Source organism: Streptomyces sp. DF42 (genome assembly GCF_058267695.1).
In genome coordinates this window covers 2,257,881-2,281,214 of record NZ_CM177859.1, presented here as the reverse complement: position 1 = coordinate 2,281,214, position 23,334 = coordinate 2,257,881, and the positions used below count along the sequence as shown (strand labels likewise).

The following is a 23,334-nucleotide window of genomic DNA, read 5'->3' as shown; positions in this document are numbered from 1 at the left end:
GCCCGTTCGGTGCCCGCCCGCTGCCGCGAACGATCGTTTCGGGCCGCTCGGCGGCCTCGGTGCGGGATGTCAGTACGGCCAGATCGGCGGGTCGTTCACGAAGGCGCCGCCCAGGTAGGCGTGCCCGATGTTCTCCGGGTCCAGCTCGCCCTGCTCGGCGATCAGCTTCTGCGCGTACGGCTCGGAGTCGTCCTGCGGCTCGTAGCCCAGCGCCCGTGCCGTCGACAGGTCCCACCACAGGCGGGTGTTGGCGGAGGAGCCGTAGACGACGGTGTGGCCGACGCTCTGTGCGGTCAGGGCCGCGTGGAAGAGGCGGGCGCCGTCGGGCGGGCTCATCCAGATCGACAGCATGCGCACGCTGGTGGGCTCGGGGAAGCAGGAGCCGATGCGTACCGACACCGTCTCCAGGCCGTACTTGTCCCAGTAGAGCTGCGCGAGGTCCTCGCCGAAGGACTTGGACAGGCCGTAGAAGGTGTCCGGGCGGCGCGGGGTGTCGATGGGGATCAACACGCCTGGATCAAGAGGTGTGTCGCCACTGGGGCGCGGGGTGAAGCCGACAGCGTGGTTGGAGGAGGCGAAGACGATACGGCCGACGCCCTCCTCGCGCGCGGCCTCGTACAGGTTGTACGTGCCCTCGATGTTCGCCGCGAGGATCTTGTCGAAGGGGGCTTCCAGGGAGATGCCGGCGAGGTGGATGATCGCGTCGACGCCCCGTACGGCCTCGCGCAGGGCCTTCTTGTCGGCGAGATCCGCGGTGACGGCGTCCGGGTCGCCCTCGATCGGGCGCACGTCGAGGAGGCGCAGCTCGTAGCCGAAGGCCGGGAGCAGGTTCCGCATCAGGGTGCCGAGCCCGCCGGCGGCGCCGGTGAGCAGAACGGTGCGTGGGGCTGGCATCCGCGCTTCTCCTTCGGTTGAGCGGCTGTATGCGTGCACGCTATTCACATCCGTGGACACGCTAGGGAGCCGGAGCCGGGCCCGTCAAGTATCCCGCAGACGGCGCGCAGGCGGCGGAAATCCGCTGGCGTGATGCGGGTTGGTGCGCTTGACCGGCCCGGAAGGGGCGGCTTAGCGTGTAGATGTTCAGAAATATAGACGCCGATCATAAACATGGAACCGGGAGCGCCCGTGACGCCAGCCCCCCTCGCCGCGCGACTCAGCATCCCCAGCGGGCCGCTGTTCTTCCCGGTCACCGCCTACGGTCCCGACGGCTCCGTCGACCTCGATGCGTACCGCGCGCATGTGCGCCGCGGGGTCGAGGCCGGGGCGGCCGCGGTCTTCGCGTGCTGTGGCACCGGTGAGTTCCACGCGCTCACGCCGGAGGAGTTCGAGTCCTGTGTGCGGGCGGCCGTCGAGGAGACGGCCGGACGCGTGCCGGTCGTCGCCGGCGCCGGATACGGCACCGCGCTCGCCGTGCGCTACGCCCGCCTCGCCGAGGCCGCCGGTGCGGACGGCCTGCTCGCCATGCCGCCGTACCTCGTGGCCGCCGGACAGCAGGGGCTGGTGCGGCACTACCGGGAAGTGGCCGCGGCGAGTGGCCTGCCCGTCATCGTCTACCAGCGCGACAACGCCGTGTTCACTCCGGAGAGCGTCGTCGAGCTGGCCCGTACCGACGGGATCATCGGCTTCAAGGACGGCCTCGGCGACCTCGACCTCATGCAGCGCATCGTCAGCGCCGTACGCACCGAGGCCCCCGGCGACTTCCTCTACTTCAACGGCCTGCCGACCGCCGAACAGACCCAGCTCGCCTACCGCGGCATCGGCATCACGCTCTACTCCTCGGCGGTCTTCTGCTTCGTCCCCGAGATCGCCCTCGCCTTCCACCGGGCCCTCCGGACCGGCGACGACGCCGTCGCGCACCGCCTCCTCGACGGCTTCTACCGCCCGTTCGTCGAGCTGCGCGCGCAGGGGCGCGGCTACGCCGTCGCCCTGGTCAAGGCCGGTGTGCGGCTGCGCGGACTGGACGTGGGAGAGGTCCGGCCGCCCCTGCACGAACCGACGGAGGACCATGTGAAACAGCTCGCCTTGCTGATCGACCGCGGATACGAGCTGCTGGAGGGAGGCAAGTGAAGGCGTCGACGTTCGTCTACCCCTGGGACGTCAACGGGGACCCCGAGGCCGCGGCACGCATCGCCGGGCTCGGCGTGCGGCAGGTGACCCTCGCCGCCGCCTACCACTCCACGCGCGCGCTGACGCCCCGCCACCCGCGCCGCCGCATCGTCACGGCCGAGCACGCGGCGGTGCTGTATCCGACCGACGGCCGCTGGGACGGGCGTGCGCTGCGGCCGTACGCGGCCGGGGACTGGGCGCCGGGGGACGCCTTCGGCGAGGCCGCGGAGGCGCTCGTGGACGCCGGTCTGGAGGTGCACACCTGGGTCGTCCTCGCGCACAACTCCCGCCTGGGCGCCGAGCATCCGGACACCTCCGTCGTCAACGCCTACGGCGACCGCTACCCCTGGGCCCCGTGCATCGCCCAGCCCGCCACGCGCGCGTACCTCGTCGACCTGGCCGCCGAGGCAGCCGTACGACCGGGGGCGCGCGGCACCGAACTGGAGTCGCTCGGCTGGTACGGGCTCCAGCATCTGCACGCCCACGACAAGACCGGCGGGGTCCCGCTCGGTGACGCCGGGATGTACCTGATGGCGCTCTGCTTCTGCCCCGCCTGCCGGGAGGGCTACGGCGAACAGGGCCTGGACGCCGACGAGTTGGCGGCCGCCGTGCGCGAGGCGCTTGAACCGCTGTGGCAGGGCGCACCCGACGACGGGGACTGGGCCGGGGTCGAGAAGCTGCTCGGCGAGGAGAAGGCAGCCGCCACGCGCGCGTGGCGCGACCCGGTCGCCCGCACCCTCCAGGAGACGGCGGTCCGCGCCGTGCGCGACGCGGCGCCCGAGGGCTTTCAGGTGCTGCTGCACGCCGACCCGGTGACGTACCACGTCGGCGCCAACCCGGGCGTCGACCCCGAGCACATCCTGTCCGTCGCGGACGGCGTCGTCGTGCCGTGCGCCGACGGTACGGGCTCGTTGAGCCCCTTCGCCGAACAGGGCCGGGAAGAGGCCGTCATCGCCGCCAACTTCCCCGTGGTCTCGGGGATGGGCGGCAGCCCGGACACGCTGGCCGCGGACGCGGCCGAGGCCCGGGGCCGGGGGGCCACGGAACTGCGGCTGTATCACGCCGGGTTGGCGTCGGACGGGGACCTGGAGGCGGTGCGGTCGGCGCTCGCCGGGCTGTGAAACAGCGGGAGCGCCGTAGCCAGCATTCCCGCTCCCAGGATCAGCAACAGCAGCCGGTAGTCGACGAGTTCGACCAGTAGGGAACCCACGGCCAGCCCGATCACGTTCGGCGTGAACATCAGCGTGTTGGCCGTGGCGGCCGTACGGCCGAGCAGCGCGTCCGGCGTCTCGCGCTGCACGGCCGTCAGCGCCGCGATCAGAACGCACGGCAGTCCCGCTCCGCTCGCTGCGCTGCACGCCAGGGTCACCGGATCGGAGGGAACGGCCCGCAGCGCCACGGCGACGGCGGCGAGGGCGATGCCGCACGCGGCGAACCGCCGCTCGCCGAGAAGGCGCAGGGCGGGCCCGGACAGCAGCCCGACCGTCACCGAGCCGGCGCCCTGGACGGCGTACAGCACACCGGCGTAGGCGGGCGAGTGCCCGAGGCCTGCGACGACCGCATAGAGCAACGCGCCGCCGACGCCCGCGAAGAGCATCATGGCGCCGCCCGCCAGGACCAGCGGGCGCAGACGCGGGTGGTGCCGGAGATGGCGGACGCCTTCCGCCGTCCGTTCGCGCCAGGTGCCGACGGGCGGCTCAGGTCTGCGCTCGGGGACACGGAGGCGGCAGAGCACACCCGTGGCGAGCACGAACGTCACGGCATCCAGGAGGGCGACGCTGCCGCCGCCGTACGCCGAGTACAGGCCCGCCCCGGCCAGGGGTGCCAGCAGCTTCATGCCCTCGGTCCCCGTCATGCGCAGCCCGTTGAAATCGCCGAGCAGGGGCGCGGGGACCACCGCGGCGACGAGAGCGGACTCGGCCGCGTCCTGGACGACGCCCGCGGCGCCGTAGACGAACAGGACCGCGTACAGGAGCCACAGCCTCCTTGGGGAGTCGACGGTGAGGAGGGTGAGCAGGAGGGCGGCCAGAAGCAGGTTCGAGCAGATCAGGAGGGGTTTGCGGCGGGTACCGTCGGCGAGGGTGCCGAGCGCCGGCCCGGCGAGGGCCGGCGCCCACATGGCGAGCAGGCACAGCGCGGCCAGGCCGTCGGAGCCGGTGAGGTCCTTGACCCACACGCCGGAGGCCAGCCACAGCGCCGAGGTGCCGAAGCCGGAGACCACCACGCAGGTGAGATACAGCCGCGCATTGCGCTCCCGCAGGACGCGGGGCGCCGCCCAGGTCGATGTCGTCATGCCTGGCCATCGTGGAGCTAAGGCCCTGACCGGGGGATGGGGCAGGTGCCCTATGTCCCCACCGCGATGAGTTTTCGGTCGTCGGCCGGTCTACTCCTCCAGAACCAGAACCAGAACCAGAACCAGAACCAGAACCGTGAGGAGTGCTGCGGATGACTGATACGACCCTCGACCTCGGACCACAGACGCGTGTGATCGCTCGGCTCGTGGAGGGCGTGCGCGAGGAGCAGCTGACGGCGCCGACGCCCTGTCCCGGCTGCGCGGTGCACAACATGCTGGGCCATCTGCTCGGCCTGTCCGTCGCCTTCCGCGACGCCGCACGCAAGGACCTGGGCGCCACCACCGATACCGCGCCGGGCGCCACCGCACCCGACATCGGCCCCGACTGGCGCACGGAGTTCCCGAAGGCTCTCGACGAACTGGCCGACGCCTGGCGTACCTCCGACGCCTGGACCGGGATGACCCGCGCGGGCGGAGTCGACCTGCCCGGCGCGGTCGCCGGTGCCGTCGCGCTCGACGAGCTGGTGATCCACGGCTGGGACCTGGCCAGAGCCACCGGCCGGCCCTACGACCCCGACCCGCCCGCCCTCCAGGTCTCCCACGACTTCCTCCTGGCCGCGGCGAATGACCCGAGCCGGGGCGGCGGCATCTTCGGCCCCGTGGTCCCGGTCCCCGCGGACGCGCCCCTGCTGGACCGCGCGGTGGGCCTGAGCCGACGGGACCCCGGCTGGCCGAGGCGGGCCCAGGAGGCTTAGCCCTGGCCGACCTGGAGCGAAGCATTGACGAACTCTGCGCCCCCTCCTACCTTCAACACGTCGGACTTCATACGTCATATATGAGACGCGATACACGAGATCAGGTACGCGAGGTCGGACACCCGCCCTCTACGTGCTGTGCGGGAACCCCCTGCTCGGTCGGATGCTCGACGAGGTCCGCGACCAGGCCGCCCTTGTCGCCGCCGTGGCCTGGGCCGCCCAGCCGTCCTGGGAGCGGGAGGCCGCCGAGCACCGCGAGATCCTGCGGCTCGCCGTGGAGGGTGACGCGGACGCGGCCGCGGGTGCGCTCGACGCCCACATCGCCTCCTTCGTCCAGCGGTCGTTCCCCGAGTCGCCGCAACAGGAAGGCCAGGAATGAGCAGCGTGACGTTCGGGACCCAGCGGGCGGCTCTGGCCGACGTGGTGGCGATCCCGGTGACGCCGTTCGCCGAGGACGGCACCGTCGACCAGGACGCCCACCGGGCCCTGCTGCGCCGGCTGCTCGACGGCGGCGTCAGAATCCTCACCCCGAACGGCAACACCGGCGAGTTCTACGCCCTCACCCCCGAAGAGCGCCGCCTGGTCACGGAGTTGACCGTCGACGAGGCCGGTGACCGCGCCGCGATCCTCGTCGGGGTGGGTCACGACGTGTCCACCGCCGTCGCCTCCGCACGCCACGCCCGCGATCTCGGCGCCCGGATGGTGATGGTCCATCAGCCCGTCCACCCGTACGTCTCCGAGGGCGGCTGGGTCGACTACCACCGCGCCATCGCCGAGGCCGTTCCCGAGCTGGGCGTCGTCCCGTACATCCGCAACGCCCAGCTGCCCGGCGCCCGCCTGGCCGAACTCGGCGACGCCTGCCCGAACGTCATCGGCGTCAAGTACGCCGTACCGGACGCCGTCAGGTTCGCCGCCTTCGCGCGGGACGCGGGGCTCGACCGCTTCGTGTGGATCGCCGGGCTCGCCGAGCCGTACGCCCCCTCGTACTTCTCCGCGGGCGCCACCGGTTTCACCTCCGGACTCGTGAACGTCGCCCCGTCCGTCTCGCTGAGCATGTTGGAGGCGCTGCGATCCGGTGACCACGCGGCCGCCATGAAGGTCTGGGAGCAGATCCGCCGCTTCGAGGAACTGCGTGCGGCCGGCGGCTCCGCCAACAACGTCACCGTCGTCAAGGAGGCCCTCGCCTCGCTCGGCCTGTGCCGCCGCGACGTCCGCCCGCCGAGCAGCGCCCTGCCGGAGGACGAACGCGCGGAGGTCGCCGCCATCGCCGCGGAGTGGTCCCTTTGAACGCCCCGGGCAGAAAGCGCCCTGAAGAACTCAGAAGCCATCAGTGGTACGGCGCCGAGGGCCCGCTGCGCACCTGGTCGCACAACGCCCGTATGCGTCAGCTCGGCTACGAGGCGGAGGAGTACCGGGGCCGCCCGGTGATCGCGGTCCTGAACACCTGGTCCGACATCAACCCCTGCCACGTCCACCTTCGTGAGCGCGCGCAGGCCGTCAAGCGCGGGGTGTGGCAGGCCGGGGGCTTCCCGCTCGAGTTCCCGGTCGCCACGCTCTCCGAGACCTACCAGAAGCCGACCCCGATGCTCTACCGCAACCTGCTCGCGATGGAGACCGAGGAACTGCTGCGCTCCTATCCGATCGACGCGGCGGTGCTGCTCGGCGGCTGCGACAAGTCGACGCCGGCGCTGCTCATGGGCGCGGCCTCGGCCGACGTACCGTCGATCTTCGTCCCCGCGGGTCCGATGCTGCCGGGACACTGGCGCGGCGAGACCCTCGGGTCCGGCACCGACATGTGGAAGTACTGGGACGAGCACCGCGCGGGCAACCTGACGGACTGTGAACTACGCGAACTGCAGGGCGGGTTGGCACGCTCTCCCGGTCACTGCATGACCATGGGCACCGCCTCCACGATGACCGCGGCGGCGGAGGCCCTCGGCATGACACTGCCGGGCGCCTCATCGATTCCGGCCGTCGACTCCGGGCACGAGCGGATGGCCGCCGCCTCCGGGCGCCGCGCCGTGGAGCTCGCCTGGACCGGGCTCAGGCCGTCCGGGATCCTCACCCGCGAAGCCTTCGAGGACGCCGTCACCACGGTGCTCGCGCTCGGCGGTTCCACCAACGCGGTCATCCATCTGATCGCGATGGCGGGACGCTGCCAAGTGCCGCTCACCCTCGACGACTTCGACCGCATCGCGCGTACCGTGCCGGTGCTCGCGAACGTCCGGCCCGGCGGACGGACGTACCTCATGGAGGACTTCCACTTCGCCGGCGGCCTGCCCGCCTTCCTCTCGCGGATCACCGAACTGCTGCACCTGGAGAGGCCGACCGTGGGCGGCACCCTGGGGGAGCAGATCGAGGGTGCCGTCGTGCACGACGACGACGTCATCCGCACCCGCGAGAACCCGGTCGCCGACGAGGGCGGGGTCGCGGTCCTGCGCGGCAACCTCTGCCCCGACGGCGCCGTCATCAAGCACATCGCCGCCGAGCGGCACCTGCTCAGGCACACCGGTCCCGCGGTCGTCTTCGACGACTACCGGACCATGCAACGCACCATCAACGACCCGGAGTTGAACATCACCGCCACCTGTGTGCTGGTGCTGCGCAACGCCGGTCCCAAGGGCGGCCCCGGCATGCCCGAGTACGGGATGCTGCCGATCCCCGACCATCTGCTCAAGCAGGGTGTGCGGGACATGGTGCGGATCTCCGACGCCCGGATGAGCGGCACGAGTTACGGCGCGTGCGTGCTGCACGTCGCGCCCGAGTCGTACATCGGCGGACCACTCGCCCTCGTCCGCTCCGGGGACCTCATCACCCTCGACGTCGAGGCGCGTGCCCTGCATCTCCACGTGGACGACGAGGAGTTGGAGCGACGCAGGGCGGACTGGACGCCGCCGCCCACCCGTTACGAGCGCGGCTACGGCGCGCTCTACAACGAGCAGATCACCCAGGCCGACACCGGCTGCGACTTCAAGTTCCTGGCCCGCCCGGGCAGGGTCGCCGACCCGTACGCGGGCTGAACCACCGCACCACCCCGGCGGCGCCGTGCTCCGCCATGCCCCGCGGCCTCCCGTGCCTGCTGATCGGAGCCGGACGCCTACCCTGCATACAAAGATCGGCAGCGTCGCGGTGGCCGACCGTCAGGGGGCGTGCGGCGCGTGGCGCAGGGAGGACCCCCATGACCGTCCCCATCGTTCTCGCGGGCGCACGAGGCCACGGCCGCTGGCACCTCGACAACATCCGCCGCCTCCAGGACAAGGGGGTCGTCCGGCTGGCGGGCATCTGCGAGCTGACCCCGCTGACCGGGGACGAGATCCCGGACGGCCTCGGCACACCCGAGCAGTCCGCCGACTTCGGCGCGCTCCTCGACTCCACCGGCGCCCGGATCGCCGTCGTCTGCACGCCGATCCCGACCCACACCGACCTGGCGCTCACCGCCGCAGGGAAAGGTGTGCACCTGCTGCTGGAGAAGCCGCCCGCGCCGTCGTACGCCGAGTTCCGCCGGATGGCCGACGGGGTCGCCCGGGCGGGCGTGGCCTGCCAGATCGGCTTCCAGTCGCTGGGCTCGCACGCCGTGCCGGCGATCCTCGGGATGGTCGCCGAGGGCGCGATCGGCGAGGTCGTCGGGGTCGGCGGGGCCGGCGCCTGGGCGCGGGCCGAGGCCTACTACCGGCGGGCGCCCTGGGCGGGCAGGCGGCGTCTGAACGGCGTCGACGTGATCGACGGAGTGCTGACCAACCGTTCCTAAACAGTGTCCAGGAGTGACATTTGCTGCCAGCTCCTGGAACTGCGCGCATCCCGAACGGTGTTGGATGCGCTGGTCTCCCGCGTTCGCTGTGTCCCCGTCCGGCTGCGTGCATCGTGTGCACGCTCCGTGACGGGTGGGCGGGTTCCCTCATGCCCTCGTGCGCCTGGTCCGGCCTGGGCGGTCCGATGCCCCACAGCATCGCTCTGGTGCTGCGGGGGCGGTGCCGTCCGTCGCCGGATCGGGTGCCCGAGGGCGCGTCGCCCGATCGCGACGCTCGCGGCGTCGTGCCGGGACATCTTGCGAGTCTTGCCGGCCAGGGGCTTACGCCAATGCTGGTCGCCCCACATCGACGTGTACGCCGGGTCGACCGCGACGATCGACAGGCCGTGCTCGGCGGCCATGGACACCAGACGGGCCTTGAGCTTGCCTGTCGGGATGCCGGAGATGAGCTGCCGGAACCGCTTCTTGCGGCCGTGCTTCTCGCGGGTCTTCTCGGCGGTGAAGTCCAGGTTCTCGATACCGATCGCCTTGACGCCGCACCGGTTGGCCCAGTGCAGCAGCCGGCTGATGGCGTGCCGGATCTGCGCGTCGCGGTGGTCGGCGGTGCCGGACAGGTCGTAGAAGAACCGCTTCGGGTCGCCGACCGGGTTGCCGTTGCGGTCGAGCCGGTAGGCGGCGAAGTGGTCAGCGTTCGTATCGACGCCGACCATGCCCTGGGCGCGGGCTGTCTCCAACGGGACCGTCTTCACCACGGGCTTCGTCCACGAGGCGGTGATGTACCAGCGCCCGCGCTCCACATCGAGGTGGATGCGGTAGGCGACAGCACGGTTGGCTTCGACGCGGTCGCGCCACTGCGCGCCCCGGTGCTGGAACTGGACCCTGCAGGAGAGGACGTACCGGCCGAACTTGCCGTTGGCCAGATGGGCCAGTGGTGCGGGCAGCTTGATGGAGACCTCGCCATCGGGGGTGACGCGGATCGTCTCGTTCCCGTACCGCTTGCCGGACTCGCCGTCAGCAGCGAGGAACCAGCGTTCGGCTTCCCAGCGCCGGCGCCACTGGGCCTCGCTGAGCTGCGCATCCTGGAGGTTGTTGCGGTTGCCCAGCAGGCGCCGGCCGCCGCGCACGACGTGCACGACACCGGCCTCACGCTCCACGCGGGCGACATCGAGGCGGTGTTCCAGGGTCGCCAGACGGCGGGACTTGTGGCACCACTCGCCCCGACTGCGGTATCCGCCGGGTGCCCGCTTGGTGCCTTTCTCCCCGACCGGCTGCGCCAGTCGGTGCATCAGCGTCCGCACACCGGCCTCAAGCCCTTGGATGTGGGCGAGCTGACAGCGGCGGGACAGCGCCCACTGATCGTGAGTGGCCTTCGTGATCGAACCGGCCCACCGGGACGAGGAGTCGGCCGTCAGGCCCTGCTTGCGGGCGGCCCACGTGTCGCTGTCGTGGTCCAGGCCGTCGGCGCAGCGGTTCTTGAGGTCCAGCGAGGCGAGGCGTCCGAGGTGTTCACCGACCAGCCGCAACACCTTGTCGTCCACGTCGGTGAGGTGCTTGAGGCGGTCGCGTATCGCCACCCCGGACGGCCCGGGCGCGACGAACGGTGCGTCGATGGTGCGGAGCTGCTTCTTCGCCTCACTCATCGCCGGCCGCCGCTTCGAGAGCCTTCCTCGCCCGGTTCTTCGCCGACCGACGGCCGTACAGGCGGGCGCAGAACGACGTCAGTACCTCCACCATGTCCCGGACCAGGTCGTCTTCGACTTCGCCGTCATCGAGGACGACCAGTCGGCGGCCGGTCGCGGACAGGGCGGCCTCGATCAGCTCCACGTTCATCCGCCCGAGGCGGTCCTTGTGCTCGACCACGACCGTGGTCACCGCCGGATCGGCCAGCAGCCGCTTCACCTTCGCGCGGCAGCCGTTCATACCCGAGGCGATCTCGGACTCGATCCGCACAACCTTCTGTCCCGCCTCCGCCGCCCATGCCGACAGGCGAGCGGTCTGCCGCTCCAGGTCCGGCTTCCGATCGTGCGAGGAGACGCGGGCATACAGACCTACACCACCGGTCACGGAGGGTGAGGTGTTCGCTTCGATGTTCACCAGGATCGTGCGCGGCCCCACCCGGCGCGCGGGCACCGGCAAGGCGCCCTCATGAAACCAGCGATATGCCGTATGCGGGTTCACCCCCTGCGCCCGCGCCCACTCCGTCAGGTTCATATGCTGATAACGCCACCACTCCCTCATGGTTACGCACACTCAACAACCCTCCGCTGCCAGCAGTTGGCAACCCCTCACGCACGCCGTCGCCACCGCCCTGGCCCTCAACGGCACCACGCGCGCCGAGGACGTCACCGGGATCGAGACCGAGCTGCTGCGCGCCAACGACATCGAGTCCGACGACACCTCCTGCGTCCGTGTGACCACCGCCCACGGCGGCCGGGTCACCGTCGCCGCCACCCTGTGCGCCGAGGACCCCGGCGAGCCGTATGTCGTCGTGCACGGCACCGGCGGCCGGATCACCTTCTGGTACAAGCAGGACCGCGTCCTGCTCCAACGCGCCGGCCACGGTCCCGAGGAGTACGAGTACGGCAGCACCGACCTGCTGGAGAACCTGGCCGACCATCTCACCGACGGCACCGGACTGCTGGTCACTCCTGCTTCGACCGGCGCTTTCATGAAGGTCGTTGAGGCGATTCGGCTGGCCCCCGACCCGGCCCCGCTGCCGGCCGGGGCCTGGCACCTGATCCCCGACGAGGACCGCAGGGTCGTCCCCGGCATCGACGGCCTCGTCGCGGCCGCCGCCGACACCCTCGCGCTCTACTCCGAGCTCGGCGCTCCCTGGGCCCTGCCGAACGAGGTGAGCACCTGATGCGCCCAGGGCGCTTGACCCGTTTTTTGCCTGTGGAAGAGATATCGATCGGGCAACGAGTCTCGCGCCCACGGGGGTGACGCGCGTAGAAACCTGTCATGCATAAGCCACTGCGTATCGCGGCAATCACCGCGGCGTGTGCCCTCACCGGCGCCGCTCTCTACGGGGCCGGTGCGGCCACGGCCGGACAGTCCACGGCCAACTCCACCCACGAGCCCTACAACATCGGGCTTCTGGTGAAGGACATCGACACCTACTACGGCACCACGGCGGACGCGGACGGCGTGTACCAGGCGTCCGCGTACAGCCCGTACGCCAAGGATCTGGCGCGTATCGACTCCGCCGCCCGCAAGAACATCGACCAGGCGGCCCGCAAGGCCCACCACCGGGGTGACAAGCCCGCGGTCGTCTTCGACATCGACGACACCCTGCTGCTCAGCCTCGACTACGAGAAGCGCTACAACTACACGTTCAACCCGACCACCTGGGCCGACTACGTCAACAAGGCCGACCGCCCGGGCGTCTTCGGCAGCGCCGAGCTGGTCCGGTACGCCGAATCCAAGGGCGTCGAGGTCTTCTACAACTCGGGTCTGAGCGAGGCGCAGCGCACCGCCGCCGTCGAGAACCTGAAGAAGATCGGCGCCGATGTGAACCTCGACGCCGACCACATGTTCCTCAAGGACAAGGCGAACCCCCCGGCCTACCTGAGCTCCTGCGCCACCCCGGGCACCTGGACCTGCACGACCGTGCAGTACAAGTCCGGTACGCGCAAGCACATCGAGAAGGACCTCGGGTACGAGATCGTCGCCAACTTCGGGGACCAGTACTCGGACCTGGACGGCGGGTACGCCGACCGGACGTACAAGATCCCGAACCCGACGTACTTCGTCAGCTAGAACGCACCGGCCCCACCGATTCGAGGGTCGGCAGCACCGGCTCGATGGTGCCGTCCGCCGCGAACGTCAGGCGGTCGACGGTCGTCTCGCGGTGCATGCCGTCACCGCCGGGCTTCCCGGGGCCGTTCAGGGCGAACCGGTGATAGGCGATGTACCAGTCGTCGGTGCCGGGGGTGTTCACCACGGAGTGGTGGCCGGTCCCGAGGATCCCGTACTCGGGCCGCTTCGAGAGGATCGTTCCCCGCTCGGTCCACGGGCCGAGCGGGGACGGTCCCGTCGCGTAGGCGACGTGGTAGTTCTCGCTGCGGGTGTCGTCCTCGGACCACATGAAGTAGTACGTGCCCCTGCGCTTGATCACGAAGGATCCCTCGCGGAAGTTGTGCGGGGTGATGTCCTTCACCTTCGTCGCGTCGTACGACACCATGTCGTCGTTCAGCGGCACGACGTACCCGTGACCGTTGCCCCAGTAGAGATACGACGTCCCGTCGTCGTCCGTGAAGACGGCCGGGTCGATCATCTGGCCGCTCAACTTCCCCTTGGCCACAAGGGGTCCGCCCAGCGCGTCCTTGAACGGACCGGCCGGCGAGTCGGCGACCGCGACCCCGGTCTGCTGCTCGGCGCAGAAGTAGAAGTAGTACCTGCCGTCGCGCTCGGCGACCGCCGGGGCCCACGCGTACGTGTCCGCCCAGGACACGTCCCGGGCCAGGTCCAGGACGACCCCGTGGTCCTTCCAGTGGACCAGGTCCCTCGACGAGTACGCCGTGAACCGTGTCCCGCTCCAGCCCGGGAAGCCGTCCGTCGTCGGGTAGATCCAGTACTGGCCGTCCAGATGGTGCACGTCCGGGTCGGCGTTCAGGCCGGGCAGGACCGGACTGCGCGTGGGCACCGCCTCGACGGTCCAGGCGCGGCTCGTGCCGTCGGCCGCCGTCACCGTGTACGTCTGCGGCGTGCGGAAGTCGCGCCGCGTACCGGACCCGGGGCTCACGGTCGCGCCGGCAGCCACGTCGATCCGCGGGGCGAGGCGGGAGAGATCGGCGTCCGGCCGCATCGGCAGCACGACCTTCGAGGAGGCCTCCGTGACGACGGCGTACCCCCTCTGGTCCTCGGCCGTCGCGTCCACGACCGAGGTGGACGCGGCGGGATACGCGGCCAGCAGCCGGTCGTACTCGGCCTGGGTCACCGGCATCACCGTGCCGTGTCGCGGACTTGCCGGCAGCTGGTGGTTCCTGGACAGCGTCCACCTGCCCGAGTCGAGGTCGGTGGTCTCGAAGGGGACATAGCCGCGCTCGCCGAACTCGTCGATGAACAGGTACCACTTCTGCTCGGTGTTGGACCTGAAGACCGTGGGCCCCTCGCCGCGGTCGATCGAGCCCCTGCCGACGCAGTCGGAGACGAGGCCGTACGTGGTCGACGTCAGGCTCGTCGACTTCTCGCCCGTGATGAACTGCGAGCACGGCGAGCCGGAGGACGGGTCGCGCTCGTCCTTGGTGTAGCGGTAGTAGGTGTCCTCGTACTTCACGACAGTCGAGTCGATCACCGAGTGGCCGGGGTCGTTCCAGACCTTCGGCTCGCTGAACGTGCGGAAGTCCTTCGTCGTCGCGTACAGCATCCTGTTGTACGTCGATCCGGTGTGGCCGGGGTCGTCGTCGGCGTACAGCTTCGACGCCCAGAAGACGACGTACTCACCGAGGCTGTCGTCCCAACAGGCCTCCGGCGCCCAGGCGTTGCCCGCACGGTCCGGAGCCACCTTCACCAGACGCCCCTCGGCCCAGTGGACGAGGTCGGTGGACTCCCAGATCATGATCGACTTGCTGCCGTGGCGCTGCACGTCGTCCCAGCTGCCGCTGCTGTTGTCGTACATCCTGAGGTCGGTGGCGATCAGATGGAACGTGTCGCCCTTCGGGGAGCGGATCACGAACGGATCGCGCAGCCCCCTCTCGCCGGTCGTCGATGTCAGGACCGGCTTGCCCTGGTTGAGCTCGCGCCAGTGCAGGGGGTCGTTGCCGCGGCTGAGGGCGTAACGGATCTGCTCGCCGTCCGCGGTGCCCTCGCCGGTGAAGTAGGCGAAGAGATAGCCGGCGTAATCGGGGTGGTTCACGGGTGGGGCTCCTGGATGCGCGGTGCTGGGCGGGGCGGTGAACGGACTGCGGCGCCATCGGAGTGTCACCAGCGGGGAAACAGCACGTCAACCGGTGAACGCGGAGGGAGAGCCGCCGAAAGTTTCGCTTGCTTTCGAGGGCGGCAGCGGCAACCTCTTGTGGCCATGGCGGCGACTGGGGAGCAGAAACGGGCCGGGCGGCCCCCCTCCGGCCCGTTTCGTCCCTGTCTCAACGGCAACGGCTTCAAACCCGGCGGCGGGGGCGTCGCGGTCGCGCACGTCGTCAACGACCACGGAAGCCGAAGCGCCCCCGCCGGCCGTCGCCGGCGGGGGCGCTCTGTCGCCGACGAGGGGGGCTCAGTCGGCGGCTGCCGGCCGAGGGGGGCTCAGGCCGGCAGGTACAGGTGGTGTTCGTGTGCCCCGCACTGGTAGGGACGTCGAATGCGGACGTCCGGTTGGCCGCTGACGGCGATTACCGTCTCGAAGATCACGGTCAGGATCACGGTCCTGAAACCTCGCGCTTTCTGGTCGCCACCGGCGAGGAAAGGGTTGCCGCGGCGGCGGAACTTTCTTACGAGTGACCCTCGGCGTCCGCGTGAGCCGCGAAGCCGCCGCTCACCGCGTACTGCTTTCCGTCCGCCGTGGCCTTGACCGTGTAGCTGTCGTCCTTGGCGTTGCGGGCGCCGCCCGCGTGGTTGTACTGCCCGGCGAACTCCCACTCGCCCTTGGGGACCGTACGGCCCTCCTTGAGCACCCATGTGTAGACCAGGAAGCCGTCCTGCTCGCCGACCGTGAGGTCGAAGTCCCGCTCCGGCAGCGCGCGCCAGGCACCGGTCGAGCTGACCCCGCCGGATTGTGCCACCTTCACCTGCACGGTGAGGGACGAGAGTTGCTCGGCGTTCTTCAGGATGAGATCGCTCTGCGCCCAGAATTCGTTGCTGTGCGGGTCCACCGAGCCCTCCGACCCCAGCGGACCGTCCTGCTCGCCGGCCGCGGGCGGCAGCATGGAGGAAGAGGGCTTCGTGGAGGGAGTGTTGCCCGCCCCGGAGGACCCGGACGATCTGCTCGGCGCCGGTTCCACCGGCGGGACGGGCGCGCGGCTCAACGTCGCGTCCGGCGACGGCGTGGGCGTCGGGGAGACCGTGACCGTCTGCTGCTGAGGGTGAGTGTCGTCCTTCACCGCGGACGCCACCGCGTAACCGCCGACCGCGAGCATGCCCGCGACCGCGGCCGTCGCACCGACCACGCGCGCCCAGCCCCACACCGGCGGACGGGTCGCCCGGTGGCCGGCGCGGTCGCTCATGCCCCGCTCGCTCATGCCCCGCTCGACACGCGCCAGGATCTTGGCCCGGTTGGGCTCGTACGTCTCCGCCGCCTCGTGCAGCCGGGCGCGCAGCTCGTCGTGCACGTCCTGCTGCTTCATCGGTCCGTTCCTTCGCTCTTGCCGCCACGCGCCATCGCCGCGTGCACCCTTTGCGGCGCGCCCTGGGAGCCCAGCAGACTGCGCAGCTCGGCCATCCCCTTGGACGTCTGGGACTTAACCGTACCCACGGAAACACCCAGGGCGAGAGCGGTGTCCTTCTCCGACAGATCGAACGCGTGCCGCAGCACCACACACGCCCGCTTCCGGAACGGCAGTCTATGCAAGGCCTCCTGAACGTCGACGGTGCCCGCTATGTCGGGATTCTCGGTTTTCTCCTCGCGCTGCGACCAGAACAGCGAGATCCGCCGGCGCTCGCGCACCGCGCTGCGGATCCGGGTGCGGGCCAGGTTGGCGACGACTCCGCGGGCGTAGGCGACCGGGTGGTCCGCCGCGCGTACCCGGTCCCAGCGGTGCCACAGGGCGAGCAGCGCGTCGGCCGCGAGGTCGTCGGCGGCGTCCGCCTCGCCGGTCAAGAGGTGGGCGAGCCGGGAGAGTTCGGCGTAGTGCCGCTCGAAGAAGGCATGGAACTCCACGGAGGCTGCGTCGTCGACGACAGTGCCCACGGGCGAACCTCCCTGTGCGTGTCATGCGAATGACATGTGATCGTCCGGTGTGGCCCGGTCAGGATCCGGAAGCGTAGCAGTGATCAACCCCTTGCTTCGTACAGGACTTCGAACGCAGTCTGACGGGTCGACTCCGATTCCGTAACACGGAGAAAACCTGAAACCCGTTCAAGACGGGAACAATCCAGCCAGCATCCGCACACTGATCAATCAGGCAACGAGGAGTACCCGCCATGTCCGACACCCAGAAGACGGCCGACCGGCCAAGTGCCGCGCCACCAGCGGCGAACGGCGTCGACCGGTTCTTCAGGATCTCCGCGCGGGGGTCCACCTTCGGCCGGGAGATACGCGGCGGCTTCGCCACGTTCTTCACGATGGCCTACATCCTTGTCCTGAATCCCATCATCCTCGGCAGCGCGAAGGACAAGTTCGGCCACACCCTCGACACCGGCCAGCTCGTCACCGCCACCGCCCTGGTGGCCTGTGTGATGACGATCATCATGGGTGTCGGCGGCAACCTCCCGCTCGCCATCGCGGCGGGCCTCGGCCTCAACGCCGTGGTCGCCTTCCAGCTCGCCCCGCTGATGAGCTGGCCGGACGCGATGGGCCTGGTCGTCCTCGAAGGCATCCTGATCTGCGTCCTGGTGCTCACCGGGCTGCGCGAGGCGATCATGAACGCCATTCCGCAGCAGCTCAAGCAGGCCATCGGTGTCGGCATCGGCCTGTTCATCGCGTTCATCGGCTTCGTGGACGCCGGGTTCGTCAGCCGGATCCCGGACGTGGCCCATACCACCGTGCCGGTCCAGCTGGGCGCGGTCGGCCGGCTGACCGGCTGGCCCGTTCTGGTGTTCTGTCTCGGTGTGCTGCTCACCATCGCGCTGCTCGCGCGCAAGGTGAAGGGCGCCATCCTGATCAGCATCGTGACCATGACGATCGTCGCGATCATCATCGACGCGGTGGCGGACATCAAGAGCTGGGGCCTGACCACCCCGCACGTGCCCGACAAGATCGTCTCCACCCCGGACTTCGGACTCGTCGGTCACTTCAGCCTGTTCGGCGGCTTCGCGAAGGCCGGCATCCTCACCGCGGTCCTGCTGGTGTTCACGCTGATCCTGTCGGACTTCTTCGACGCCATGGGCACGATCGTCGGCATCAGCGCCGAGGCCGGGCTGCTCGACGAGGACGGGCAGGTGCCGGGCATCGGCCGGGTGCTGTTCATCGACGGCGCCGCGGCCGTGGCGGGTGGCCTCGGGTCGGCCTCGTCCAACACCGCCTACATCGAGTCGGCGGCGGGCGTCGGCGAGGGCGCGCGGACCGGATTCGCGAACCTGATCACGGGCGGGATGTTCGGCCTCGCGCTGTTCCTCACCCCGCTGCTGACGATCGTGCCGCTGCAGGCCGCCGCGCCCGCCCTGATCGCCGTTGGCTTCCTGATGATGACCCACGTCAAGCACATCGACTGGGACCGGTACGAGATCGCCATCCCGGCGTTCCTGACGATCGCCACGATGCCGTTCACGTACTCGATAACGGACGGCATCGGGGCGGGCTTCCTGGCCTACGTCCTCATCAAGGCGGTGCTCGGAAAGGCCAAGGAGGTGCACTGGCTGCTGTGGGCGGTGTCGGCACTGTTCCTGGTGTACTTCGCGATCGATCCGGTGGAGCAGATCCTGGGCGTGAAGTAGCCGACCGCGCTCAGTTCTTGAGGGCCGCCTCCATCATGGCCCTGGCCACGGGGGCGGCCAGGCCGTTCCCGCTGACCTCCGAGCGGGCCGCGTTCGACTGCTCGACGAGGACCGCCACGGCGACCTCCTTGCCGCCGGCCTTGCCGTAGGACGTGAACCAGGCGTACGGGGTCTGGCTGTTGTTCTCGCCGTGCTGCGCCGTGCCCGTCTTGCCGCCCACGGTCACGCCCGGGATCTGCGCGTTCGTACCGGTGCCCTTCTCCACGACCGTCTGCATCGCCGACTGCAGTTGCCGGGCCGTCCCCGAGCTGACGATCTCCTTCGTGCTCGCGTCGTCGTCGTAGTTCTTCAGCACGTCACCGCCGCTGTCGGTGATCTGCGAGACCATGTGCGGCGAGACCAGCTTGCCGCCGTTCGCTAGGGCGGCGGAGACCATGGCCATTTGGAGCGGGGTCGCGGTGACGCTGTACTGGCCGATGCCCGTCAGGGCGGTGGAGGACCTGTCCATGCCGGAGGGGTAGACGCTGGTGTAGGCCCGCACCGGCACATCCTGCTTCGTGTCGTTGAAGCCGAACTTCTCGGCCATCGCCCTCACCTTGTCCTGGCCCAGGCCGACGGCCATCCTGGCGAAGACGTTGTTGCAGGAGTACTCCAGCGCGGTGCGGATCGAGGCGTTCTCGCAGGGCGCGCTCGGGTTCTCGTTCGACAGCTCCCTGGTGGTGCCCGGCAGGGTGTACGGGTCGGGGCTCTTCGTGTTCTCGTCCACCGACGAGTACAGCCCGTCCTCCAACGCCGCCGCCGCGACGACCAGTTTGAACGTCGAGCCCGGCGGCAGCGGCTGGCGCAGCGCGCGGTTGGTGAGCGGCTTGTCCGCGTCGGCGTTCAGCTGCTTCCAGGCCTTGCCCGCCGTGTTGGCGTCGGTCAGCGACGACGGGTCGTACGAGGGCGTCGACACGACGCCGAGAATCCTGCCGGTCCTCGGGTCGATCGCGACGGCCGCGCCCTTCTTGTCGCCGAGCGCGTCGTACGCCGCCTTCTGCACGTCCGGGTCGATCGTCGTGACCACGTTGCCCGGATCGGCGCGCTTGCCGGTGACCGTGTCCATCACGGTGTTGAGGCGACTGTCCGTGCCGTCGAGGAGGTCCTGGTAGATGCCCTCCAGCTGGGTCGGCGCGTAGGCCTGCGAGGCGTAGCCCGTCACCGCCGCATACAGCTTGCCGTCCTTGTACGTGCGCTTGTACTTGAGGTCGCTGTCCTTCGTCGCCGCGGAACCGGTGATCGAGTCTCCGGCCACGATGATGTTCCCGAGCGGCTCCGCGTACGTCTTCATCGCGTTGCGCCGGTTGTCGGTGTCGTCCGCGAGGGCCTTGCCGTCGTAGAACTGCACCCATGTCGCCCTGAACAGAAGAGCGAACACGAGCAGCAGTGTGAAGACGGAGGCCCGCCTGATCGTCTTGTTCATCCCGCTCGGAAAGACGAGCGGAAGGGCGCGAACCGTTCCCGTCCGCCCCGATTTCTCATCGGGTGTTCATGAAGCCGGCCTCGTAGGCCGCGATCACCGCCTGGGTACGGTCCCGGGTGCCGGTCTTCGCCGGCACCGCCGCCACATGCGACGTCACGGTGGCGGGACCGACCTCCATCCGGCGCGCGATCTCCGCGTTCGTCAGCCCGGCCGCCATGTGGCGCAGCACCTCGCTCTCCCGGCCGATGAGCCTCGCCACCCGGGCCGGGGGCGTGGCGTACACACGCGCGTGCTCGGCGGCCGGCGTCCGCACCGCCGACGGCAACTGCAGGCTATCGCTGCGCACGACGAGCCGTACGGCCTGGACGAGCGCCTCGGCCTCGGCCCGCTTGAGCAGGGACCCGGCGGCTCCGGCGCACAGCGCGGCGTACAGACGACCCGTCTCCGCCGGACGGGGGAGAGGCGCTCGTCCGGGCCTCACCCCTCCAGCGTCAGCACGACCTCGTCGATCTCCTCGCCTCGTGCGTTCGCGAACCCCGACGCCCGGGCGGTGAGCCGGAAACCGCACTTCTCCAGGACCCGCCGCGAACCGGCGTTGTCCGCCGCGGCGCGCGCGTACAGCGGGCGCTCGCGCACCTCGTCCAGCAGCTCCCGCAGCGCGGCCGTGGCCACGCCCCGCCCCCAGTACGCGCGATCCACCCAGTACGTGACCTCGCGCTCGCCCGGATGTCCGTACACCGCCGTGCTGCCGACCACGTCACCGTCGGCCAGGATCGTCCGCGCGGTGGCGTCCGACGCCCGGATCCGTTTCCAGAGGGACGTGAAGGCGTCCCAGTCGGCCGGATCCTTCGGGGTGAAGGCGGCCATGCGCTGGGCCTCCGGATCGTTCATCTGCCGGTAGAAGACCGGCAGATCGCTGTCATGGGTCTCGCGGAGAACGACGTCCATGGAGCCAGAGCCTACTGCCGGGGCACCGGCCCTCAGAGCCTGCGGGTCGCCAGGGTCAGCCGGTCCCGCGCGTCGAACAGCGCGTCCTTCACCAACTGCTCGTGCGCGGGAGTCAGCCGCGCCACCGGAACCGAGCAGCTGATCGCGTCACGCGCCGGAGTGCGGTAGGGGATGGCGACCCCGAAGCAGCGCAGGCCCAGCGTGTTCTCCTCGCGGTCCACGGCGAAGCCCTGGTCCCGGATCTGGCGCAGCTCCTCGATGAGCTTCTCCCGGTCCGTGACGGTGTTCTCGGTGAGCGCCGGGAGCGTCTCCGGGAGCAGCTTGCGGACCTGCTCGTCCGTGTACGTGCTCAGCAGCGCCTTGCCGAGCGAGGTGGAGTGCGCGGGCAGGCGGCGGCCCACCCGCGTGAACGGGCGCAGATAGTGCTGCGACTGGCGGGTGGCCAGGTACACGACGTTCGTGCCGTCCAGGCGGGCCAGGTGGATCGTCTCCGTGGTGTCGTCCGACAGCCGGTCGAGCGTGGGCCGCGCAGCCGCCACCACCTCGTCGCCGTCGATGTACGAGGTGCCGACCAGCAGCGCCCGCACCCCGATGCCGTACCGCGTGCCCGTCGCGTCCGTCTCCACCCAGCCCAGCTCCACCAGGGTGCGCAGTAGCATGTACAGGCTGGATTTGGGATATCCGACGGCCTCCTGGACCGACGCCAGGGAGTGCATACCGGGGCGACCGGCGAAGTACTCGAGCAGTTCAACGGTCCGTACCGCGGACTTGACCTGCGCCCCGCCGCCTGTCTCGGCTACCGACATCGCCCTTGACCCCTTCGTTGGACGGGAAATAGTCTCCAACAGCATATTCATCATCAGAGACAGCGTTCAGTATATCGAACGGGCCTGGTGAATGACCCAGATATACCTGGAGGGACCCGCGGTGGCAGCAGCACCAGTCTGGAGTGTCGACCCCCGTACCGGGAAGCAGCGTGAACAGGTTGCGGTGGAGGCCACAGCGCAGGAGGTGGACGCCGCCGTCCGGGCCGCGCTCGCGGCGCGCGGCGCGCTCGCGGACCGTGCGGTTCGCTCGGCCTTCCTGCGCACTGCCGCCGAGCAGCTCGAAGCCGCGAAGGAGTGGCTGGTCGAGACTGCCGACGCGGAGACCGCGCTCGGCCCGGTCCGCCTCACCGGCGAACTCGCCCGCACCTGCTACCAGCTGCGGGCCTTCGCGGACATCGTCGACGAGGGCGCCTTCCTCGACGTGATCATCAACCACCCGGACGGCACGGCGACCCCGCCGATCCCGGACCTGCGCCGCTACAAGGTGCCGCTGGGCGTCGTCGCCGTCTACTCGGCATCCAACTTCCCCTTCGCGTTCTCGGTCGCCGGCGGCGACACCGCGAGCGCGCTCGGCGCGGGCTGCCCGGTCGTCGTCAAGGCCCACCCCGACCACCCGGCCCTGTCCGAGCTGGTCGCCAAGGTGCTGCGCCGGGCCGCCGCCGCGCACGGCATTCCCGAGGGCGTCATCGGCCTGGTCCACGGCTTCGAGGCGGGCGTCGAGCTGGTCAAGCACCCGCTGGTCTCGGCGGCCGGCTTCACCGGTTCCGTACGGGGTGGCCGTGCCCTCTTCGACGCGGCCGCCGCGCGGCCGGTGCCGATCCCCTTCCATGGCGAGCTGGGTTCCCTGAACCCCGTGGTCGTCACCGAGGCCGCTGCGGCGGAGCGTGCGGAGGAGATCGGCACGGGGCTCGCCGGGTCGATGACCCTGGGCGTCGGGCAGTTCTGCGTGAAGCCCGGCCTGGTGCTCGCTCCGTCCGGTGCGGCGGGCGACCGCCTGGTGAAGTCCCTGACGGACGCGGTGAGTGACACCGAGGCGGGGGTCCTGCTGGACCACCGCATGCGCGACAACTTCATCGCCGGAGTCGCCGAGCGCACCGAACTCCCCGACGTGGACTCCCCGGTGACGCCGGGCGCGGGCGGCGAGCACACGGTGAGCGCGGGCTTCCTCACGGTGTCGGCGGACAAGCTGGCGCAGGAAGGCCAGTACGACCTGCTCCTCGAGGAGTGCTTCGGGCCGGTGACGGTCGTGGCCCGCTACGAGGACGAGGCCGAGGTCCAGGGAGTGCTGTCGCGTCTGCCCGGCAACCTCACGGCGACGGTTCACCTGTCTTCGGAGGAGGCGGCCGGCGAGGGCCGCGGCGCGGAGCTCCTGGCCGAGCTGACCCCGCTCGCGGGCCGTGTCCTGGTGAACGGCTGGCCGACGGGTGTCGCGGTCGCGGCCGCCCAGCACCACGGCGGTCCGTACCCGGCGACCACCTCCACGTCGACGTCCGTCGGCGGTACGGCGATCGAGCGCTGGATGCGGCCGGTGACGTACCAGACGGCGCCCGAGGCGATCCTGCCGCCCGAGCTGCGGGACGACAACCCGCTGGGGCTGCCCCGCCGCTTCAACGGGCGTCTGGAACGCTGACGGGCGGGGGCGCGGTGGACGCAGCCCCGCGCCCCCT

General features: G+C 70.4%; 18 protein-coding genes and 4 pseudogenes. 11 read left to right on the top strand and 11 right to left on the bottom strand.

Translation table 11 applies throughout. The features are described 5' to 3' along the window. Positions 1–69 precede the first annotated feature (69 nt). Entirely contained in the window at positions 70–894 is an 825-nt protein-coding gene (locus ACYUED_RS10405) for an NAD-dependent epimerase/dehydratase family protein (protein ID WP_491291985.1), read from the bottom strand. A gap of 231 nt (positions 895–1,125) precedes the next feature. On the opposite strand from ACYUED_RS10405, the gene ACYUED_RS10400 reads away from it, so the two are divergent. Next, a complete protein-coding gene (locus tag ACYUED_RS10400) occupies positions 1,126–2,067 on the top strand; it encodes a 5-dehydro-4-deoxyglucarate dehydratase (protein ID WP_491291984.1) in 942 nt (313 codons plus the stop codon). Then, positions 2,064–3,227: a hypothetical protein gene (locus ACYUED_RS10395; protein WP_491291983.1), complete on the top strand. Its 1,164-nt coding sequence runs from the start codon at positions 2,064–2,066 to the stop codon at positions 3,225–3,227. Before ACYUED_RS10400 ends, ACYUED_RS10395 begins: the two co-directional genes overlap by 4 nt. Here ACYUED_RS10395 and ACYUED_RS10390 read toward each other — a convergent pair. After that, positions 3,164–4,399: an MFS transporter gene (locus tag ACYUED_RS10390; RefSeq protein ID WP_491291982.1), complete on the bottom strand. Its 1,236-nt coding sequence runs from the start codon at positions 4,397–4,399 to the stop codon at positions 3,164–3,166. The genes ACYUED_RS10395 and ACYUED_RS10390 overlap by 64 nt on opposite strands. A 152-nt stretch (positions 4,400–4,551) precedes the next feature. Between ACYUED_RS10390 and ACYUED_RS10385 the strand changes: the two genes are divergently transcribed. From ACYUED_RS10385 to ACYUED_RS10365, 5 genes and pseudogenes are all read left to right on the top strand, one after another. After that, on the top strand, positions 4,552–5,154 hold the full coding sequence (locus tag ACYUED_RS10385; protein ID WP_491291981.1) for a TIGR03086 family metal-binding protein: 603 nt from the start codon (positions 4,552–4,554) through the stop codon (positions 5,152–5,154). 124 nt (positions 5,155–5,278) lie between these two features. Next, positions 5,279–5,533: pseudogene (locus ACYUED_RS10380) on the top strand (FCD domain-containing protein); the annotation flags it as partial. Continuing rightward, positions 5,530–6,441 carry a dihydrodipicolinate synthase family protein gene (locus tag ACYUED_RS10375; RefSeq protein WP_491291980.1) on the top strand — a complete coding sequence of 304 codons (912 nt, stop codon included), beginning with the start codon at positions 5,530–5,532 and terminating at the stop codon, positions 6,439–6,441. The pseudogene ACYUED_RS10380 and the gene ACYUED_RS10375, both read left to right, overlap by 4 nt. Next, the gene (gene araD, locus ACYUED_RS10370) at positions 6,438–8,174 is read left to right on the top strand and encodes an L-arabinonate dehydratase (protein WP_491291979.1); all 1,737 of its coding nucleotides are present in this window, start codon (positions 6,438–6,440) and stop codon (positions 8,172–8,174) included. Before ACYUED_RS10375 ends, araD begins: the two co-directional genes overlap by 4 nt. A gap of 158 nt (positions 8,175–8,332) precedes the next feature. Continuing rightward, positions 8,333–8,893, top strand: a pseudogene (locus ACYUED_RS10365) (Gfo/Idh/MocA family protein); the annotation flags it as partial. A gap of 5 nt (positions 8,894–8,898) precedes the next feature. On the opposite strand, the gene ACYUED_RS10360 reads toward ACYUED_RS10365, so the two are convergent. Then, the gene (locus tag ACYUED_RS10360; RefSeq protein WP_491284496.1) at positions 8,899–10,542 is read right to left on the bottom strand and encodes a nuclease/transposase family protein; all 1,644 of its coding nucleotides are present in this window, start codon (positions 10,540–10,542) and stop codon (positions 8,899–8,901) included. Continuing rightward, positions 10,535–11,113, bottom strand: a complete 579-nt coding sequence (locus ACYUED_RS10355; RefSeq protein ID WP_491291978.1) for an IS607 family transposase — start codon at positions 11,111–11,113, stop codon at positions 10,535–10,537. The genes ACYUED_RS10360 and ACYUED_RS10355 overlap by 8 nt, the downstream gene beginning before the upstream one ends. Before the next feature lie 70 nt (positions 11,114–11,183). On the opposite strand from ACYUED_RS10355, the pseudogene ACYUED_RS10350 reads away from it, so the two are divergent. Further along, a pseudogene (locus ACYUED_RS10350) lies at positions 11,184–11,765 on the top strand (Gfo/Idh/MocA family oxidoreductase); the annotation flags it as partial. Between the two features lie 98 nt (positions 11,766–11,863). Next, on the top strand, positions 11,864–12,661 hold the full coding sequence (locus ACYUED_RS10345; protein ID WP_491291977.1) for an HAD family acid phosphatase: 798 nt from the start codon (positions 11,864–11,866) through the stop codon (positions 12,659–12,661). Here ACYUED_RS10345 and ACYUED_RS10340 read toward each other — a convergent pair. The 3 genes from ACYUED_RS10340 to ACYUED_RS10330 form a co-directional block, all read right to left on the bottom strand. Beyond that, the gene (locus ACYUED_RS10340; RefSeq protein ID WP_491291976.1) at positions 12,654–14,828 is read right to left on the bottom strand and encodes a glycoside hydrolase family 43 protein; all 2,175 of its coding nucleotides are present in this window, start codon (positions 14,826–14,828) and stop codon (positions 12,654–12,656) included. The two genes, ACYUED_RS10345 and ACYUED_RS10340, sit on opposite strands and share 8 nt — an antisense overlap. A gap of 502 nt (positions 14,829–15,330) precedes the next feature. Beyond that, positions 15,331–16,182 carry a hypothetical protein gene (locus ACYUED_RS10335; RefSeq protein ID WP_491291975.1) on the bottom strand — a complete coding sequence of 284 codons (852 nt, stop codon included), beginning with the start codon at positions 16,180–16,182 and terminating at the stop codon, positions 15,331–15,333. Beyond that, positions 16,179–16,745, bottom strand: a complete 567-nt coding sequence (locus ACYUED_RS10330; RefSeq protein ID WP_491291974.1) for a SigE family RNA polymerase sigma factor — start codon at positions 16,743–16,745, stop codon at positions 16,179–16,181. Before ACYUED_RS10330 ends, ACYUED_RS10335 begins: the two co-directional genes overlap by 4 nt. A 233-nt stretch (positions 16,746–16,978) precedes the next feature. On the opposite strand from ACYUED_RS10330, the gene ACYUED_RS10325 reads away from it, so the two are divergent. Beyond that, on the top strand, positions 16,979–18,430 hold the full coding sequence (locus tag ACYUED_RS10325; protein WP_491291973.1) for an NCS2 family permease: 1,452 nt from the start codon (positions 16,979–16,981) through the stop codon (positions 18,428–18,430). 10 nt (positions 18,431–18,440) lie between these two features. Here the strand turns inward: ACYUED_RS10325 and ACYUED_RS10320 are convergent, their stop codons facing one another. The 4 genes and pseudogenes from ACYUED_RS10320 to ACYUED_RS10305 form a co-directional block, all read right to left on the bottom strand. Further along, positions 18,441–19,892 (bottom strand): peptidoglycan D,D-transpeptidase FtsI family protein, encoded by a 1,452-nt coding sequence (locus tag ACYUED_RS10320; protein ID WP_491291972.1) that lies wholly within the window; start codon positions 19,890–19,892, stop codon positions 18,441–18,443. Between the two features lie 55 nt (positions 19,893–19,947). Beyond that, positions 19,948–20,325: pseudogene (locus ACYUED_RS10315) on the bottom strand (response regulator transcription factor); the annotation flags it as partial. A gap of 44 nt (positions 20,326–20,369) precedes the next feature. Then, positions 20,370–20,840, bottom strand: a complete 471-nt coding sequence (locus ACYUED_RS10310; protein ID WP_491291971.1) for a GNAT family N-acetyltransferase — start codon at positions 20,838–20,840, stop codon at positions 20,370–20,372. A 32-nt stretch (positions 20,841–20,872) separates the two neighbouring features. Next, a complete protein-coding gene (locus tag ACYUED_RS10305; RefSeq protein WP_266512039.1) occupies positions 20,873–21,646 on the bottom strand; it encodes an IclR family transcriptional regulator in 774 nt (257 codons plus the stop codon). A 121-nt stretch (positions 21,647–21,767) separates the two neighbouring features. On the opposite strand from ACYUED_RS10305, the gene ACYUED_RS10300 reads away from it, so the two are divergent. After that, the gene (locus tag ACYUED_RS10300; RefSeq protein ID WP_491291970.1) at positions 21,768–23,297 is read left to right on the top strand and encodes an aldehyde dehydrogenase (NADP(+)); all 1,530 of its coding nucleotides are present in this window, start codon (positions 21,768–21,770) and stop codon (positions 23,295–23,297) included. Positions 23,298–23,334: the final 37 nt, after the last annotated feature.

What these genes read in the sequence shown, in the direction of transcription:
- ACYUED_RS10405 (WP_491291985.1), bottom strand. Translation starts at nt 894, where the DNA reads ATGCCAGCCCCACGCACCGTTCTGCTCACCGGCGCCGCCGGCGGGCTC.
- ACYUED_RS10390 (WP_491291982.1), bottom strand. Translation starts at nt 4,399, where the DNA reads ATGACGACATCGACCTGGGCGGCGCCCCGCGTCCTGCGGGAGCGCAAT.
- ACYUED_RS10385 (WP_491291981.1), top strand. Translation starts at nt 4,552, where the DNA reads ATGACTGATACGACCCTCGACCTCGGACCACAGACGCGTGTGATCGCT.
- ACYUED_RS10375 (WP_491291980.1), top strand. Translation starts at nt 5,530, where the DNA reads ATGAGCAGCGTGACGTTCGGGACCCAGCGGGCGGCTCTGGCCGACGTG.
- ACYUED_RS10360 (WP_491284496.1), bottom strand. Translation starts at nt 10,542, where the DNA reads ATGAGTGAGGCGAAGAAGCAGCTCCGCACCATCGACGCACCGTTCGTC.
- ACYUED_RS10355 (WP_491291978.1), bottom strand. Translation starts at nt 11,113, where the DNA reads ATGAACCTGACGGAGTGGGCGCGGGCGCAGGGGGTGAACCCGCATACG.
- ACYUED_RS10345 (WP_491291977.1), top strand. Translation starts at nt 11,864, where the DNA reads ATGCATAAGCCACTGCGTATCGCGGCAATCACCGCGGCGTGTGCCCTC.
- ACYUED_RS10335 (WP_491291975.1), bottom strand. Translation starts at nt 16,182, where the DNA reads ATGAAGCAGCAGGACGTGCACGACGAGCTGCGCGCCCGGCTGCACGAG.
- ACYUED_RS10325 (WP_491291973.1), top strand. Translation starts at nt 16,979, where the DNA reads ATGTCCGACACCCAGAAGACGGCCGACCGGCCAAGTGCCGCGCCACCA.
- ACYUED_RS10320 (WP_491291972.1), bottom strand. Translation starts at nt 19,892, where the DNA reads ATGAACAAGACGATCAGGCGGGCCTCCGTCTTCACACTGCTGCTCGTG.
- ACYUED_RS10310 (WP_491291971.1), bottom strand. Translation starts at nt 20,840, where the DNA reads ATGGACGTCGTTCTCCGCGAGACCCATGACAGCGATCTGCCGGTCTTC.
- ACYUED_RS10305 (WP_266512039.1), bottom strand. Translation starts at nt 21,646, where the DNA reads ATGTCGGTAGCCGAGACAGGCGGCGGGGCGCAGGTCAAGTCCGCGGTA.